General features: G+C 63.9%; 14 protein-coding genes and 1 pseudogene. 12 read left to right on the top strand and 3 right to left on the bottom strand.

Features of this window, described 5'->3' with window-relative positions:
• The first annotated feature begins 85 nt into the window (after positions 1–85).
• From ligD to FJ964_RS21745, 10 genes are all read left to right on the top strand, one after another.
• Complete coding sequence (gene ligD / locus FJ964_RS21790; RefSeq protein WP_140552313.1) at positions 86–2578, top strand: DNA ligase D; 2493 nt, start codon at positions 86–88, stop codon at positions 2576–2578.
• A 267-nt stretch (positions 2579–2845) separates the two neighbouring features.
• Positions 2846–3754, top strand: a complete 909-nt coding sequence (locus tag FJ964_RS21785; RefSeq protein ID WP_140552312.1) for a Ku protein — start codon at positions 2846–2848, stop codon at positions 3752–3754.
• Positions 3751–4857, top strand: a complete 1107-nt coding sequence (locus FJ964_RS21780) for a tetratricopeptide repeat protein (protein WP_140552311.1) — start codon at positions 3751–3753, stop codon at positions 4855–4857. The genes FJ964_RS21785 and FJ964_RS21780 overlap by 4 nt, the downstream gene beginning before the upstream one ends.
• A gap of 189 nt (positions 4858–5046) precedes the next feature.
• The gene (locus tag FJ964_RS21775) at positions 5047–5688 is read left to right on the top strand and encodes an alpha/beta family hydrolase (RefSeq protein ID WP_140552310.1); all 642 of its coding nucleotides are present in this window, start codon (positions 5047–5049) and stop codon (positions 5686–5688) included.
• Between the two features lie 7 nt (positions 5689–5695).
• A complete protein-coding gene (locus FJ964_RS21770; protein ID WP_140552309.1) occupies positions 5696–6466 on the top strand; it encodes an exodeoxyribonuclease III in 771 nt (256 codons plus the stop codon).
• 359 nt (positions 6467–6825) lie between these two features.
• Positions 6826–8022, top strand: coding sequence for an amidohydrolase family protein (locus tag FJ964_RS21765; protein ID WP_140552308.1), 1197 nt, complete (start codon positions 6826–6828; stop codon positions 8020–8022).
• Between the two features lie 244 nt (positions 8023–8266).
• Complete coding sequence (locus tag FJ964_RS21760; protein ID WP_140552307.1) at positions 8267–9688, top strand: hypothetical protein; 1422 nt, start codon at positions 8267–8269, stop codon at positions 9686–9688.
• A gap of 167 nt (positions 9689–9855) precedes the next feature.
• A complete protein-coding gene (locus FJ964_RS21755) occupies positions 9856–10506 on the top strand; it encodes a hypothetical protein (RefSeq protein WP_140552306.1) in 651 nt (216 codons plus the stop codon).
• Positions 10503–11534: a hypothetical protein gene (locus tag FJ964_RS21750; protein WP_140552305.1), complete on the top strand. Its 1032-nt coding sequence runs from the start codon at positions 10503–10505 to the stop codon at positions 11532–11534. Before FJ964_RS21755 ends, FJ964_RS21750 begins: the two co-directional genes overlap by 4 nt.
• A 33-nt stretch (positions 11535–11567) precedes the next feature.
• On the top strand, positions 11568–12530 hold the full coding sequence (locus FJ964_RS21745) for an OmpA family protein (RefSeq protein WP_181172565.1): 963 nt from the start codon (positions 11568–11570) through the stop codon (positions 12528–12530).
• A gap of 152 nt (positions 12531–12682) precedes the next feature.
• Here FJ964_RS21745 and FJ964_RS31790 read toward each other — a convergent pair.
• Together FJ964_RS31790 and yghU are read right to left on the bottom strand one after the other, a co-directional pair.
• Positions 12683–13422: pseudogene (locus tag FJ964_RS31790) on the bottom strand (sulfotransferase family protein).
• A 385-nt stretch (positions 13423–13807) separates the two neighbouring features.
• Positions 13808–14674, bottom strand: a complete 867-nt coding sequence (yghU, locus tag FJ964_RS21735; RefSeq protein WP_140552303.1) for a glutathione-dependent disulfide-bond oxidoreductase — start codon at positions 14672–14674, stop codon at positions 13808–13810.
• 237 nt (positions 14675–14911) lie between these two features.
• On the opposite strand from yghU, the gene FJ964_RS21730 reads away from it, so the two are divergent.
• Together FJ964_RS21730 and FJ964_RS21725 are read left to right on the top strand one after the other, a co-directional pair.
• On the top strand, positions 14912–15817 hold the full coding sequence (locus FJ964_RS21730) for a S1C family serine protease (RefSeq protein ID WP_140552302.1): 906 nt from the start codon (positions 14912–14914) through the stop codon (positions 15815–15817).
• Between the two features lie 13 nt (positions 15818–15830).
• Positions 15831–16772, top strand: coding sequence for a LysR family transcriptional regulator (locus FJ964_RS21725; RefSeq protein ID WP_140552301.1), 942 nt, complete (start codon positions 15831–15833; stop codon positions 16770–16772).
• Here FJ964_RS21725 and FJ964_RS21720 read toward each other — a convergent pair.
• Positions 16723–17451, bottom strand: coding sequence for an SDR family oxidoreductase (locus FJ964_RS21720; RefSeq protein ID WP_140552300.1), 729 nt, complete (start codon positions 17449–17451; stop codon positions 16723–16725). The genes FJ964_RS21725 and FJ964_RS21720 overlap by 50 nt on opposite strands.
• Between the last annotated feature and the right edge of the window lie 21 nt (positions 17452–17472).

Here is a 17472-nt window from a genome sequence, read left to right as displayed (position 1 = left end):
ATCTCCCCCCTTGTGGGGGAGATGTCCGGCAGGACAGAGGGGGGCGCGACGGAACGCGGCCTTCGCAATTGGCTGGCTCGCGGCCATGACAACCCCCGCCAAACTCAAAACCTATCGCGCCAAGCGCGAATTCACCAAAACGCCGGAACCGGCCGGCGGGCTAATCTTAGGCGACGGCAATCGCTTCGTCGTCCACAAACACCATGCCACGGCGGATCACTACGACCTGCGCCTGGAGGTTGACGGCGTGCTGAAGAGCTGGGCGGTGCCGCGCGGGCCCTCGCTCAATCCGGCCGACAAAAGGCTGGCTGTCGAGACCGAGGACCATCCGCTCGAATATATCGACTTCGAAGGCGTCATCCCCGAGGGCGAGTATGGCGGCGGGCCGATGATTGTCTGGGATGCCGGCACCTGGGCGCCGATGGAGGATGCCGAAAAGAGTCTTCGCACCGGCGCCTTCAAGTTCCGGCTGGCCGGCCAGAAGCTCAATGGCGGCTGGATGCTGACCAAGCTGAAGCCGAAGCCCGGCGAGGATGAAAGCAAGAAGAACTGGCTTCTGTTCAAGGAGCGCGACCTCGCCTCCAATCCCACGCTTGATATCCTCGAAGCGCGGCCGGAGAGCGTGAAGTCCGGCCGCCGTATCGAGGAGCTGGTGGCGCCGCCGCCGCCGGCCAAGGCTGCGCCAAGGCCCGGCACGCTGAAGCCCGGCGCCTTGCCCGGCGCGGTCAAGGCCTCGCCCGCCGCCCGCATAGAGCCGCAGCTGGCGACACAGGTGCCGAAACCGCCGGGCGGTGACGATCCTGGCGACTGCACCGGCGAGATCTGGCTGCACGAGATCAAATTCGACGGCTACCGCACCATGGCGCATCTGACCGATGGCGAGGTCAGGCTGATCACTCGCGGCGGCATCGACTGGACAAAACGCTATGGCGATCTGCCGCATGCCTTCGCCAAGCTGCCGTGCCGCGAGGCCATTATCGACGGCGAGATCGTCGTGCTCGACGGCAAGGGCATTTCGCGTTTCGCGCTGCTGCAGGACGCGCTGGCCGAGGGCGCCGGCAGCAAGCTGCATTTCTACGCCTTCGATCTCCTCCATCTCGATGGTTGGGATCTGCGCAAGGCGCCGCTGGAGAGGCGCAAGGCGCTGCTGGCCGAACTGCTCGCCGGCCTCGGCGCCAATTCCGCGATCCAGTTCTCCGACCATGTCGAGGGCTCCGGGCAGGGGCTGTACGACCAGGCGACGGAGCTCGGCCTGGAAGGCGTCGTCTCCAAGCGCGCCACCGCGACCTACCAGAGCGGCCGCACCAAGAGCTGGACCAAGTGCAAGGCGCTCGAGAAGGACGATTTCGTCATCGCCGGCTACACGACCTCGCAAGCGGCGGAAGGGCTGGCCGCACTCGGCATGGCCGAATGGCAGGAAGGCGAGCTGCACTATCGCGGCAAGGTCGGCACCGGTTTCGATGCCGAGACCGCGGCCGACCTGCTCGCCCGGCTGGAGCCGCTGACAGCGGGCGCCACGGCGCCGGAAGGCGTGCCGCGCGAAATCATGCGCGAGATGCACTGGGTGAAGCCGCTGTTTTCGGCGCGCATCCATTACGCCAACCGCACGGCGGACAATTCGTTGCGCCATGGCGTGTTTCGCGGCCTCAGGGATGTCGGCCTGTCGACGCCGGTCTCGGCCAAGCGCAATCGGCTGATCGCGGAGGCCGACCTCGCCACCATCTGGGTGACCAATCCGGAGCGGCGGCTGTTCGGCAAGACCGGGCCGACCAAGCTCGATATCGCCGTCTACTACGCGCTGGTCGGCGATTTCATGCTGCCGCACATACTGGGCCGCCCGGTGTCGCTGGTGCGCTGCCCGACCGGCCTGCCGAAGGACTGCTTCTTCCAGCGCCACGCCTTCACCGGCATGCCGCCCTCCGTGGTGACGTTCCAGGCGACCAATTCCGAGGGCGAGACCAAATCTTATCTCTCGGTCGAGGGCGCAAAGGGCTATCTGGCGCTGGCGCAGTTCGGCGTCGTCGAGTTCCACACCTGGGGCACGCACCGCACCAGCCTCGACAGGCCGGACCAGATCGTCTTCGACCTCGATCCGGGCGAGGGGATTGCCTGGCGCGAAGTGGTCGAGGCCGCCGTCCACATCAAGGGCGAGCTGGAGGGGCTGGGGCTGGTGCCTTTCGCAAAAACCTCCGGCGGCAACGGCATCCACATCACCGTGCCGGTGACGCCCAGGCAGAACTGGAAGAAGCTGCACCAGGCGACCAGCGCCATCTCAATGCATCTGGCGTCCACCGCGCCCGACACATTCACCACCACCATGGGGAAGGACAACCGCAAGAAACGCATCTTCATCGACTATCACCGCAACGCGCGCGGCCACACCTCGGCCGCCCCCTATTCGCTGCGCGCCCGCACCAACCTGCCGGCCTCGACGCCGGTGAGCTGGAGCGATCTGGAGGCGATCGACGCGCCGCAGGATCTGAACTACTCGTCGCTGCCGGGGTTGTTGGAGACGTCGGGCGATCCGTGGGCGGAGATTGACGAGTTTGCGCGGGATTTGCCAGCCTTGAAGACCTAGGGCGAAGCAAGAGCGAAGCGACGCGCGCAGACCCCAGGATCACGAAGCCTCGCGGCATTCGGCCAGTCACCTGCGCCTTGCGCGCCATCGACGCTTCCGACAATTTGAATTATTCTGTCCCAACGACCTCAAAGGCACAGCGGAAGATTTCGTCAGGGATTTGCCTGTATCATGCGGGGTCGGTGTAGGATTTGCGCAGCCTCGTTCGTCCTGTGGACGAACAGCGCTGCACCGGTGTGACAGTGCATGGCCGCGTAGGAGTTCATCATGGCGCCCAGGGCAAGTTGGAAAGGTTACCTCAAGCTCAGTCTGGTGAGCTGTCCAGTGCGGCTATACCCCGCTACCAGCGCCAGCGAGCGCATCTCGTTCAACCAGTTGCACAAGAAGACCCACAACCGCATCAACATGAAGCCGGTCGATCCGGAACTCGGACTGGTCGAGCGTTCGGACCTGGTCAAGGGCTACGAGTACGAGGACAAGCAGTACATCATCATCGACGACAGCGACCTCGACGCGGTGCGCATCGAATCCAACCACACGATGAACATCGAGGCCTTCGTCGACGAGGACGAGGTCGACGTCATCTACCAGGACGCGCCCTACTACATGGCGCCGGACGGCGCGATGGCGGAGGAGACTTTCGCCGTGCTGCGCGAAGCGATGCGCAAATCCGGCAAGCTGGCGATCGCGCGGCTGGTCCTGTCCAGCCGCGAGCGAGTGGTGACGATCGGCGCGCGCGAAAACGGCATGTTCGTGTGCACGTTGAGGAATCCAAACGAAGTGCGCGGCACGGCTGAATATTTCGGCAACATCCCGGCCGGCAACCCAGACCCGGAAATGCTCGAACTGGCCGAAGCGCTGATCAAGCAGAAGGAAACCACCTTCGATCCGAAGAACTACGAGGATCGCTACGAGATCGCGCTGATGGCGATGATCCGCGAGAAGCTTAAAGGGCACAAGCCGATCATCGCGGCGGCACCCGAGCGCGGCAACGTCATCAATTTGATGGATGCGCTGAAGGCGAGCCTGTCGCAGTCGCAGTCGAAGCCGCCGGCCAAGTCGAAGAGCAAGGCCGACGAGAAGCCCGCCGCCAAGGCCAAGGCGGCCGCGGGTGGCGCTGCTGAGAATCCGCTGAAAGCCAACCTGCTGAAGGCGGTCGGCAAGAGCAAGAAGTGACGGCACCAGCCGGCGCCATATTCGGCACGATCGGTGCGCTGGCGGCCTTTCCGCTCAGGCTGGCGGCGCGCGAGGTCGCGCGCCAGCATGGCGAACTCAGGCGCGGCGTCACCCGGCGCACCACGCATGTCGTGTTCGGTCGCGCTCTGCTGGTCAAGGCCGGGCTCACAAAGACCGGCGATGTCGAGATCGAACGCCGCGTCGCCGCCGAGCGCGGCGCCGGGCGTGCATTGCTCAGCGAGAACGGTTTTCTGCGCCTGCTCGGACTGATGAAGGCGCCCGAGGCCTCCTCGCTGTCGCGGCAATCGCTGATCGATCAGTCGCGGCTGCCCGGCGCCGACCTCGATCTCTTGTCGCTGTTCGATGCCTTCGAACATGACTCGGAACCCTATTCCTTCCGCGACCTGATCCTGGCACGCAAATATGCCGGGCTGGTCGCCGGTGGCGCGACATGGGGCGCTATCGCGCGCTCGGTGCACCGTTCCGGCCCGGTGGCTTCGCTCACCGCCAAGTCGCTCGCGGTCGGCTCGGCATTCGGGCGGCCCGATGCGATCTATCTGGATGGCGGCGAGAGCGAGCTCGACGGGCAATTGCTGTTCGATCTCGGCGCCTCCGACGACGATCCGCTGGAAGAGCTCTTCGCCGATGCTGAAGCGGCGGAGCAGGGCGGCGACCATGACGGTGCCGCCGCGCTCTACCAGCGCTGCCTTGCCATCGATCCAGGCGACCCGATCGCCGCCTTCAACCGCGCCAACTGCCTGCGCGCCGGCGGCCATCCGGCGGAAGCGGCCCATGACTATGCGCGCGCGATCAAGCTCGATCCGGCTTTCGTCGAGGCCTGGTTCAACCTCGCCGGGCTGATGAGCGAGGAGGGCAAGACGGCGTCGGCGCGAAGGCACTTGCGCAAGGCGATCGCGCTCGACAGCAATTACGCCGATCCGGTGTTTAACCTCGCCCGGCTCGAATTCGATGCCGGCGAACTGCTCGAGGCGCGGCGGCTGTGGGCGCGCTATCTGGAGCTCGATTCCGAATCCGAATGGGCCGGCGTAGCGGCCAGGGGCGTGCAGTTCGTGGATATGCAACTGGCGAAGTCGGCGGGGTGAGGCTCTTTCCTTCTCCCCTTGTGGGAGAAGGTGGATCGGCGCGCAGCGCCGAGACGGTTGAGGGGTGCGTGACGGAATGAGGCGTTTGCGTTCCCTGGAACACCCCTCATCCGACCTCGCTTCGCGAGGCCACCTTCTCCCACAAGGGGAGAAGGGGTCACCAATGCCGAGCCACGGGAGTCCTATTCCATGACCAGCTTCCTCTTCGACGGCGACGACACCGCCCCGGTCACCATCCTGCTTGCCCATGGCGCCGGCGCGTCGATGGATTCTCCCTCGATGACCGCCACCGCCAAGGCGCTGGCGGCCGTGGGCTTTCAGGTCGCGCGGTTCGAGTTCCACTATATGGCGGCCCGCCGCTACGGCCACCGCAAGCCGCCGCCGCGCGCCGAGACGGTGAACCCGGAATACATCAAGGCGATCGCCGACCTCAGGGCGAGGGGCGTGACCGGGACGTTGATCATCGGCGGCAAGTCGATGGGCGGGCGCGTCGCCTCGATGGTGGCGGACAAGATGTTCGCCAAGGGCGAAATCTCGGGCCTGCTTTGCCTCGGCTATCCCTTCCATCCGCCCGGCAAGCCCGAGCAGTTGCGGACCAAGCATCTGGCAGGGCTGACGACGCCGACGCTGATCTTCCAGGGCACGCGCGACGAGTTCGGCACGCCCGACGAGGTGGCCGGTTATGGGCTCTCCGACAGCATTGAGGTGATCTGGCTCAGGGATGGCGACCACGATCTGAAGCCGCGCAAGAGCATTTCGGGGTTTTCGACGGCCGATCATCTGAAGACGCTAGCGGAGACGGTGAAGGCTTGGGGCAAGGTCGTCTCTTGACCCGCCGATGAAAATCGCCTCCTTCAACATCAACAACGTCAACAGCCGGCTGAAGAATCTGCTGACCTGGCTGGCGGCGGCAAGCCCCGATGTGGTCTGCCTTCAGGAATTGAAGGCGCGCGATATGCAGTTTCCGCGCACTGCCCTGGCCGATGCCGGCTACGGCGCGGTGTGGAAGGGGGAGCCGACCTGGAACGGCGTTGCCATACTGGCGCGGGGCGCCGAGCCGGTGCTGACGCGCGACGTGCTGCCCGGCGACGATGCGGACAGGCAGAGCCGGTACATCGAGGCGGCGGTGAACGGCATCGTCATCGGCTGCCTGTACGCGCCGAACGGCAACCCGCAGCCGGGGCCGAAATTTCAGTACAAACTCGCCTGGCACGCGCGGCTGGCCGCACATGCCGAACAGTTGCTCGATACCGGGCTGCCGGTGGTGCTGGCGGGCGACTACAACATCGTGCCCGAGCCGCGCGATATCTATGCCACGCGCTCCTACGACGATAACGCGCTTGTACAGCCGGAAAGCCGGGCAGCCTTTGCGGCGCTCATCGAGCAAGGCTGGACGGACGCACTGCGCAAGGTCTACCCCAAAGAGACGCTCTACACCTTCTGGGATTACCGGCGGAACCGCTGGCCGCGCGATGCGGGTTTGCGGCTCGATCACATCCTCCTGTCGAAGAAGCTCGCCCCCAAGCTCAAGGCTGCCGGCATCGACCGAGACGTGCGCGGTGAGGACGGCGCCAGCGACCACGCGCCGGTGTGGGTGGAGTTGGGATGAGGGCGGCCGTTGACGGCGCGAAATGACAGATTTCTTGCGGTCTCCCGCCTCTGTCCTGCCCTGTAGTCGGCTTCAGCCCGCCATTTCGACAGCGATACGGCCGGCTTCGCTGCCGACGCTACGGTGCCGACGGCGGCCCGCTACCAGCCGGCGGTGATGCGAAGGCGCTGTTCCCCGGGGCGCCGGAGTCAACGAGCCAGGAAGCAGGCCTGTCGTGCCGATTCAAGATGTGCGACTATGGCCTTGTTCGGGCCGGATCTTCGCGGTCCCTTGGAAACTGTTTCCACCTGTTGCGGCGTTGACGCCAGCCATGCGCTCATGGTGGATGATGTCGACAGCAGCGAAGGATCTTCCCAATCTTGAACACCACCATTTTCCGAAACGCAAAGCTGAACAGCAGCGCGCTGGTCGACCTTGCCGTCGCCGGCGGTCGCTTCAGCGCTGTCGCGCCGGCTGGTGGCGAAGTGGCCGCCGACGCTACCATCATCGATCTCGGCGGCGTGCTCGTGGTGCCGGGTTTCGTCGAGGGCCATATCCATCTCGACACCTCCTTTTACGGCGATGCGTGGCGCCCGCATATTCCCTGCAGTGACGGTTTCGATGTGCGCGAGCGCGTTGCCTTCCAGGCGCGTAACCTCGCGGCGGCGGCGCCCATGGCAGAGCGGGCGAAGAACCAGCTCGAACTCTGTATCGGCAACGGCAGCCTTGCCCTGCGCAGCCACGTCATGGTCGATGGCTCGGTCGGGCTGAGGCATATGGAGACGATCCTGGCCGTGCGTGAGACCTATCGCGAGCGCATCGACATCCAGATCGTCGCCTTCCCGCAAAGCGGAATCCTGTCGTCGCCGGGCACGCCGGAACTGCTCGACGAGGCGCTCAGGCTCGGCTGCGATCTCGTTGGCGGGCTCGACCCGGCAAGCTTCGACCGCGACGTGAAGAGCCATCTCGACGTGGTGTTCGGGCTGGCGCAAAAGCATGGCGCTGGCGTCGATATCCATCTGCATGACGGCGGCAGCCTCGGCTTGTTCCAGATCGAGGAGATCGCCGCGCGCACCAAGGCGCTCGGCATGCAAGGCCGTGTCTGCGTCAGCCACGCCTATGCCTTGGGCGATATCGGCCCCGAGGCATTGGCCAAGGCCGGCGAAATGCTCGCCGGATCGGGCGTCGCCATCATGACCAACGCACCCGGCAACCACGCCTTCCCGCCGGTGGCGGCGCTGCGCGCGGCCGGCGTCACCGTATTCGGCGGCTCCGACAACATCCGCGATTCCTGGTGGCCCTATGGTGATGGCGACATGCTCAACCGCGCCAACATGATCGGCTACCGCTCCGGCTTCTATCAGGACGGCGAGTTGGAAGCGGCCTTCGACGTGGTGAGCTATGCCGGGGCCAAGGCGCTCGGACTTGAAGGTTACGGAATTGCCGTCGGCGCCAGGGCGGATTTCGTGACGCTGAGGGCCGAGCATGTGCCCGAGGCAGTGGTGGCGGTGCCGAAGGAGCGCACGGTATATCGTGGAGGGAGGGAAATCGCGAAGGATGGGAAGCTCGCTGGGTAGGGCAAGAGCTTCGCCGTGCGATCGAGACTGCGGCGTTTGGTCAACAACAGCGACCATGCAGTATACGGTGTGAAGTACAATACGGCTCCCTAGCAATAGACAGTCATTCCGGCGGAGTTGCAGATGCTGTGCGTCCGCGAGAGATATTTCAGGTCGAATTTCGATTTGGGCGAAACTCGTTGAAGAATCCGAAGCTTACCGCTAGCCTCGATCCGGGTGGTCGGAAGAGTGTACGTGGGGTGGAATGTTCGGGTCACTGGAAAAGCTCAAGCAACGGCTGCTGCGGCCGCCGCATGCCTATAGGCCGACGACAGAGTCATTCCCCGACATCGACGTCCAGCGCATTGCAACGGATATGCGGCTTGCGGAGAAAGGCGAGAAGCGGGGCAGGGAGAATCTGCCTCAAAGCGATGACCTACCTTACGATGCCGTTGAAAACGATATCATCGAATTGGTTGGAGCCGCCCAAAAACAATCCCACGATCACTTGGAGAACCAACTTGCGGGGTTCAGGCAGCGTCTCATCGACCTCGACTTTGAATCGCGCTTTGCCAATATAAAGGCGGCATCCACGGCTGGTCTCTCCGACTTGAAAGCCGAATTGCAGATGGGGATCGATGATCTGCATGGGCTGCGGCGCGATCTGAAGGAGGCAGAGTCCTGGCATCGTGATTTCAAGGATCAGAACGGGCTTCGCCGGCCCTGCAAGAAAACCACGGCCATCGGTACCACGTTGAAATGGCTCTTTGTGGTGGCGCTGGTGATGGCAGAGCTCGTCATCAATGGCGAACTGCTTGCAAAGCGAAACGAGCTCGGGCTGGTCGGCGGCATCGTCGAGGCGCTGATCTTCGCGATTCTCAATGTCGGCGTCGCGCTGATGTTCGCCCTCTATGGCGTGCGCGAGATCGCGCATCGGTCGATTCTCCGTAAATTTGTCGGCATTCTCGCCATCGCCGCCTATATCGGCGCTGCGAGTGCCATCAATCTGGGTCTGGCGCATTACCGCGAGGTTGCCGGAACGATCGCGACCAATGGCGACGAGGTGATGCGACGCTTGCTAAGCGCGCCATTCGCGTTGAACGAATTTCGCTCCTGGATACTCTTCTTCCTCGGTGTGATGTTTTCGCTCTTTGCCCTGATCGACGGGCTCAGCATGCGTGACACTTATCCAGGCTACGCCACGGTTGATCACCGGCTTGACGAGGCGCGGGCAAATTATCGAAACAAGCGGCAAGGCCTGATCGGCGAGCTTTCCGATGTTCGCAGTGGTTACGAGGATGAACTCGCCGATGCGCGCGCCGATCTCAGCAAGCAGCGGACAGAACACGATGCGATCGTGGCGCATCGCTCTCGGTTGGTTGGGCTGTTCGACGCCCACCAAGCTCAGCTTGAACGTGCCGCAAACAGCCTGTTCCGAATCTACAGGGACGCCAATATCGCGGCACGCACGACACCCGCGCCGGAGCGCTTTTCGCGGCCATACCAACTCGGCCGGATCGGCGTTCAGTATTTCCGCGACGGGGAATGGAACAGCGACGAATTGCAAGCTTCCATCAAGGATGCGCAAGGCGACCTCGACAAGATGCTGGTTGGCCTGGGTGAACAGTTCGAGGCGGCGTTGAAGCAGTATCGCGAGCTGGATGTGTTGGTGCCTGAAGCCCAATGAGCGGTCGACGGTCCCGGCGCTCGCCTTCCAACCTTCTCAACTGGGGCTGGATCATTCTGTTCGCGCTCGGCCTCGTTGCCGCGGCAGTGGGCTTTACCTACGTCTATGTCTCGGCGCGCTCGCAACTCGTCGAACTTGACGATCGGCTTTGCCCGGTTGTCGGAGCTGTGTCGCAAACCATCATCCTGATCGATACCACGGATGCAATCGCCGACGTCACCAAACTGAACATCCAGACCCTATTGCGCGATACCGCCTCCGGCATCCAGCGCGGTGGCTTGCTCGAGATCAGAGCCCTTACGGCTGCGGCACCCTATACGAAAGAACTCTTCTCGCTGTGCAACCCCGGCAATGGCGGCGACCTCAGTGCTTTCACCGGCAATGCGGCGCTGGCGCGAGAGCGTTGGCAAGCGGGATTCGGCCAGCCGCTGCTGGTTGCGCTTGAGAAAGCGGTCGAGGCAAACAAGGCCGACAGCTCGCCGATCATGGCCGGCATTCAGTCGATAGCCGTCAGCCATCTGGTCGCCCAGAAAGCGCGTGCGATCCCCTCGCGGCTGATTGTCGTTTCGGACATGTTCGAGAACACCGAATTCTTCTCCCACTACCGGGGCGCCACAGATTTCGATGCCTTCAAAAAATCGCCCGCGGCAAACCGGTTCGCTACGGATCTCGCTGGCAGCGATGTGTCGATCTGGCTCATACGCCGGGCGAAGTCGCCCGTCGACAGCGTCGCGTTGATGGCATTCTGGCAGCAGTGGATTGATTACAATCACGGCGTTTTCAGCTCCGCCAAGTCGTTGCAAGGGGTTGAAGGGTGAGACGGCCCCGCGCGGCCAGCCGGCAGTTGGACGCTGCGGCGCCAATAGTCTTTATCGTCTTTACCGGCCTGGGTGCCGCCTACATCGTCGCGGCCAAATCGCTTTCGGTCTCGGCATTCGTCGTTACCTTTGTGCCGATCGCGCTGATGATCGGCTACGCGGCGATGATCATGATCGCGCGCGGGCTCCGGCTGCGCGACGATCAAACCGGCGACAACTTCTACTATATGGGCTTCATCTTCACGCTCACCAGCCTCGCCGTTTCGCTTTACCAATATGGGGGCGGTGGCGCGGTCGACGAGATCGTGCGCAATTTCGGCATCGCGGTTTCCTCCACCATCGCCGGCATTGCATTTCGCATCGTCTTCAATCAGCTCCGGCGCGACCCCATGGAGGTGGAACGCGTGTCACGTCTCGAGCTTGCAGAAGCGTCCCGCAAGGTGCGCCGGGAACTCGATGGCATCCTGAGCGAGATGAACCATTTCCAACGCTCCAACCAGCAGATGCTGCAAGAAGGCTATCACGACATACGAACGCAAGTGGAAACCTCGGCGAAGTCCCTGGTCCAGTCGCTGGACCTACTCGCCAAAGAGGCTTCCGAGCACATCAGGGTATCCTCGCTGGCGATCCAGAATGGAATAGACACCAAGGAGCTGCGGGGCGGCATCGACCAGACAGCCAAGGCAGTTCACGATATCAACGCCATCCTGACCAGCGCCAGTACTCAGATTGCGGCCGCGACGCAGTCGGTCGCCGACAAGCTCGGTAGCATGTCGACACCCGACAAGGTCATCGAGGTCCGGCTGGAGCCGGTCGTGGCCGGTTTGCAGCGGGCGATCGAAACCGCCATGAGCGATTTCTCTTCCCGTCTTGGCGATGTGGCGGAGCTTCGGCGCGGGCTGGAACAGTCCACGGCGGAAGCGCTTCGAGCCAGCGCTGTGCTCGACAAACTTGCGGCGACATTTGAGGGTTATGATCGAGCGCCGACGCGGCAGGGTCTATTCAGACGGCTCTGGCGTGGCGGCTAAAGCGCGTTGCATGGTCAGTGTGGAACGATGTCGATGAAGATGCCTTCCTCGCTTATCGCCGAAGGGGAACGCGGCCATCGCCGAGGCGTAGTGCTTGGGCTCACGATGGCCGAGCTTCTCCTCCTTCTGCTTTTCTGTCTCCTGCTGGTATCGGCCAGCATCGCACAGCGAAAAGATGAGAGGATCGCCGAGCTGCAGGCCTCCGCGAACCTGGACATCACGGTGGGCCAGCTTGCCGACATGCGTGCCGAACTGGCGCGCCTGCAGGCGCTGTTTCCAAAAGCGGCGCTTCCTTTGCCGCCAGCCAACTGGACCGAGCTCGTGGCGGCCAAAGCGGTGATTGACGGGCTTGCGGAAAAGGGCATCGATGCCGCGCCGACGTCAGACCCGACGCTGCGGAAATTGCTGCTCGAAATCAGCGAAGCCAAAGCCGCTGACCCCCGTCTGCTGGACCGACTTGAAAAGACGCTGTCGGCCTCCAACGACAGGAGCGCAGACGCTGAATCGTCGATGCAGTGGCCGCCGATGATAACGTTGAGCGACGACGGCTATACATTTGAACGTGGCAGCGCTGCTCTCACCGACGCGTTCCGGGCTCGTTTGCAGACCAAGGTGACAGACGACGTGCTGTCTTTGCTGACACGCTACAAAGTCGATGTCGTCGAGATCGTCGGTCACACGGATGAGCAGAAAATCAATCCGGCCAAACCGTCCAACCTCGACGCGGCCGCGATCTCGGCGATGAACGGAGCCAGCGCTATCAGCGATTTGACGCCGGCCGACAATGCGGGGCTGGGGCTCTCGCGCGCGATCGCGGTAGCGAACGCATTGATCCAGACGGGACGGCTGGGCAGTGTCAAGATCATTCCCTTGTCAGCGGCACAGCTCGTAATGCCGGGAGACATTATCGCCGACGGCAGCCACGGTGGCGATATCCGGGAGCGCCGGCGCATTGAAATTCGGGTACGACGGTCCTCGGACGGCGGCACCAATTAACACGGTGATCGCGCGATTCAGCCTGCTTGGTGGTATCGACAACGACGCCCTTGTTTTTGACCGCAGCGCTTTTTGGTAATCGTCGTGGCCTGGATCGCAAAGCCGCGTCGCTTCGCCCCTGCTGCACCGAGGGATCGACGAACGGCGCCCAACTACCCCAGCCACCACCACAGCGCCGCGATCACCGCCATAACCGCCGCCACGCTTAGCCCCAGCATGATGTAGGAGCCCTTGATGATGTCGGCGATTATCTTCTTGATGGTCTCGCGGTCGTTGAGATTGGGGAAGGGCTCGTTCGGTTGCGCCACGTCGAGGAAGTGGCAGAGCGGGGCCCAGCCTTCGCTGACCTTGAACACCAGCAGCCTTTCCGGCGGCACCGCCGCCTTCACTTCCTCGACATAGGCGTTGTAGCGCGCCACGGCCTTGGCGCGGTTGCCCATGACGCCGGCTAGCGTGCGGCCCCAGATCAGCTTGCGTGACATGTCGCCGAATTTCCGGCCGAACGGCGTCAGCCATTCCAGGACTTGAACTGCCAGACATTCTCGGTGAAGTAGATCGTGTCGATGGTGCTCTCATACCAGGCTTCCGCGCCGCGCGGGTGCAAGGTGAGCAGCACCTTGGCATCGGGATAGGCGGCCATCAGTTCGCGCCACACGCAGCAGCCGGGATTGTCGACCGTTGCCTTGTAATTGCCGAACACCCGGCTCCAGTCCTGCTGCGTGCCGGGCGGGCTGTTGGCCACCTTGCGCCAGAAATCGAGATGGCCCTTGTTGGCCTTGTTCAGGATCACTTCCTGCATGTGATAGCAGGGCAGGCCGAGCCTGTTCAGCGCGGCGAAGGTCGACCATGTGCCGGTGCGGCCGAAACCGGCCCCGATCAGTGTGAGCGTCATCTGTTCCCCCGACCCAACCAAAGCGGCGTGCCCGCGCCCGAAAAGGACGTTGGCGCCGCTGCAACCCAAGCATGCCCTACGCGGCATAGACACCGCGACGCAGGATCGATTTGCTCGCATATATCGATCTGCTGGCAACACGTTGCGCCTCGGCCGGCATTTGCGCAACAGATTTTCTAGGTGACCTGTGGGAGGGGACCGCTATCGCTATTGACGTTGGGCGACGACAGAAGGAGACGCATTGCCGTCCTGAGCGGCGCCCGAGCGGATCCGCGCTGATCGAACTTGGCGCGATGGCCCACGCCTCCTTCCAGGTGAGACGCCGTCATCGATGCTTTCGCAAATCAAACGGGGAGCGGGCAGCGGCGCTGCCCGCTCTCGCACTTCATTCGGCCGCCAGCTTGTCCTGCGTGTTCGTGTCGAAGTCGCTGGCATCATGGCGTTCGTGCAACTGCATCGCGGGTTCGCCGAAGGCGCGGTTGACCATGCGTCCACGCTTGACCGCAGGGCGCTCGTCGATCGCCTTCGCCCAGCGCTGCACGTTCTTGTAGTCCTGCACCGAAAGGAACTCGCCGGAATCATTGTACATGCGGCCGAGCGCCAGTCCGCCATACCAAGGCCAGACCGCCATGTCGGCGATCGAGTAGCCGGCGCCGGAAAGATATTCGGTCTCGGCCAGGCGGCGGTCGAGCACGTCAAGCTGGCGCTTGGTTTCCATGGCGAAGCGGTCGATGGCGTATTCGATCTTGGTCGGCGCGTACGCATAGAAATGGCCGAAGCCGCCGCCGAGATAAGGGGCCGAGCCCATCTGCCAGAACAGCCAGGACAGGGTCTCGGCGCGCGCCGGCTGGCCGGTCGGCAGGAACTCGCCGAACTTCTCGGCGAGATAGGTGAGGATCGAACCGGACTCGAAGACGCGGATGGGCGTGGCGCCGCTTCGGTCCATCAGTGCTGGGATCTTGGAGTTCGGATTGACCTCGACGAAGCCGCTGCCGAACTGGTCGCCATCGTTGATCCTGATCAGCCAGGCGTCGTATTCGGCGCCCTTGTGGCCAAGCGCCAGCAATTCCTCCAGCATGATCGTCACCTTGACGCCGTTCGGCGTCGCCAGCGAATAGAGCTGCAACGGGTGCTTGCCTACCGGCAGCACCTTGTCATGCGTCGGGCCCGCGATCGGGCGGTTGATGCTGGCGAAGGCGCCGCCGCTCGGCTTGTTCCAGGTCCATACTTTCGGCGGAGTGTATTCGGTCATCGCAGGGCCTCGTAGTGTGGGGGAGAGACAGGTTGGAAACGGGACTGGGCAGTTGCACCTACAGCTAGGGCTGCAAACGGGAAAGTTCAACTTGCGTTGAACTATTGTCAATGACCATGCCGCTCATCTTCCCTTCGGGCTTCGAAAGGATGGAGGGGAGGCCCCCAACCCCTTGCGGCTTGGTTCGCGTGCCATACCTATAGGAACGTGACCCCCAAGCCCGTCCAGGACAAGAGTATGCCCATCAATCCCAACAGACGCTCAGTCGTGGCGGTGCGCGCCACCATTCCAGACGATGCCTTCACTGCCGGGGCATTGGGCACGCTGCGCGAAGGCAGCGGCGTCGTCATTCGCGACAATGGGCTGGTGCTGACCATCGGCTATCTCATCACCGAGGCGGAAGAGGTATGGCTTACGACCCATGACGGCCGCGTCGTGCCGGCGCATGCGCTGGCCTACGACCAGGAATCGGGCTTTGGCCTGGTGCAGGCGCTGGCGCCGCTTGGCCTGCCTGCGGTGGCGCTGGGCGACGCCGGCAGGGCCAGGATCGGGGACAGCGTGGTGCTCGCCGACGGCATCGGCCAGTCGGTTCAGGCCAGGATCGTCACCAAGCAGGAATTCGCCGGCTATTGGGAATATCTGCTCGAGGAAGCGATCTTCATCGCGCCGGCGCATCCTTCCTGGGGCGGCGCGGCGCTGTTCGATGCAAAGGGCGCGCTGCTCGGCGTCGGGTCGCTGCGCCTGCAGATGAGCCGCAACGGCGAGGTCGCCGATATCAACATGGTGGTGCCGATCGACCTGTTGCCGCCGATCCTCGACGATCTCCTGACGCGCGGCCAGGTGGCGCGGCCGCCACGGCCATGGCTCGGCGCCCTCTCGGCCGAAAGCGACGGGCGGGTGGTGGTGATGAGCGTGACCGAAGGCGGCCCAGCCGCCAAGGCGGGCCTGCGCGAGGGCGACGTCATCTCCGATATACGCGACGGCGCCGTCGACGGGCTGGCCGATTTCTATCGCAAGCTGTGGGACAGCGGTTCGGCCGGCGCCGAGATCCCAATGCGGGTCCTGCGCGACGGCCGCGAAACCTGGCTGCGCGTCAAATCCGCCGATCGCGGCAGTTTCCTGAAGAAGCCGCAGTTGCAGTGATATCAGCCGCCTGATGCATCCCAGATTGCTCAAGACATTCCTGGCGGTGGCGCGTAGCCGCAACATCACGCGTGCCGCACGAGAAGTCCATCTGGCGCAGTCGAGCGTCAGCGACCAGATCCAGACGCTCGAGGCTGACCTCGGGACCGCGCTGTTCGTGCGCTCGCGCATTGGTCTGGACCTCACGCCAGCGGGCCGAACCTTGCAGCCTTACGCGGAAGAGTTGCTGATGCTGGCTGACGAGGCGCGCGCCGCCGTTCAGGCAGGTGCTGGGCAGGTAAGCGGCTCGCTGACGATCGGCGCTCTGGAGACGATCGCTTCAACCAGGCTTGCACAATGGCTCGCGCGGTTTCAGGCCAGCCATCCCGACATTGCCTTTCGCTTGACGGTCGCCGGCAGCGGTGAACTGCTGCGCAAGCTCGGCGACGGCGAAATCGATGTGGCCTTCTGCTTTGACCGCGGCGATGCCTTCAGGCGCGATGAACCGCTGGCGAGGCGAACCGTATCGGCTGAACCCCTGGTGCTGGTCGGCCCTCCAGGGCAGGGCCAAGTGCGGGAGGAACTCGCCGGGCTTGCCGCGATGAATTTTGTCGCCACCGAGCCCGGATGCGTCTACCGGCACATGTTCGATACCGCCTTCACCGAGGCAGGCCTCGCGGCGCCAAAGCCGGCGTGCGAAGTCGGCAGCATCGGCACCATCGCCGGCCTGGTGGCGGCGGGTGCCGGTTTTGCGCTGGTGCCGCATATGGCCGTGGCCGAGGCGCTGGAGCGGGGCGAACTCATTGAAATGCAGTGGCCAGGCGCGGCCCGCACGGTTGCGCTCGCCATGATCTGGCGGCGCAGGCGCGTGCAGCCGCCAGCCCTGAAGTTGCTGCTGACGGCCGCAGGCGGGAGCTTCGCGCCGGTCAAATCAGCCGATGCCCGCCCTCGACATGCAGCGTTGTCCCCGTCGTAAAACCATTGCGCATCAGGAAGCCGATGGCCGAGGCGATGTCGTCGGGCCGGCCGACCCGACCGGCGGGCAGCCGCTCTGCCATGGCATTGAGCATCTCGTCTTTCCGATCCCCGGCAACATAAGCCCAGATCGAGGTGTCGACCCAGCCCGGCGACACAGCATTGACACGGATCGGCGCCAGTTCGACCGCCAGCGCCCGCACCAACCCTTCCAGCGCCGCGTTGACGGCGGCTACGACCGAGCCGCGCGCCGCCGGCCTGTAGGCGGCAATACCCGAGGTGAAGGTGATGGAGCCCGTGGATGATAGCCGGGGCGCACCATGCTTGGCGAGCAGCAGCGGTCCGTAGAGCTTGCTTTCCACCACCCTTTGCGCAGCCTTGAGATCCAGCGCGGGCAACAGCTGATAGGCACCCTCGATGTCGGCGGCGGTGCTGACGATATGGCCGAGCTGGCCGATCCGCTCGAACAGGGCGGCGACCTCGTCCTCGCGGGTAATGTCGGCCACAATGGTGTCCAGCGTGGCTGGGTTGCCCAGCGTCTCGCGGGCATGGTGCAGCTTGTCCGCGCTGCGCCCTGCGATGATCACGTCGGCGCCGGCATCAAGGCAATGCCGCGCCAGTGCCAGGCCCATGCCGGAGCCGCCGCCGACGATGAGGGTTTTTGTGTTGGAAATGTCCATGTCCGCAGCCCCTGTCTTGAT

The organism is Mesorhizobium sp. B2-3-2 (assembly GCF_006442295.1).
In the GTDB taxonomy this organism is placed as follows: Bacteria; Pseudomonadota; Alphaproteobacteria; order Rhizobiales; family Rhizobiaceae; genus Mesorhizobium.
The sequence above is the reverse complement of the archived record's forward strand: the minus strand, read 5'-3'. Positions and strand labels throughout refer to the sequence as shown.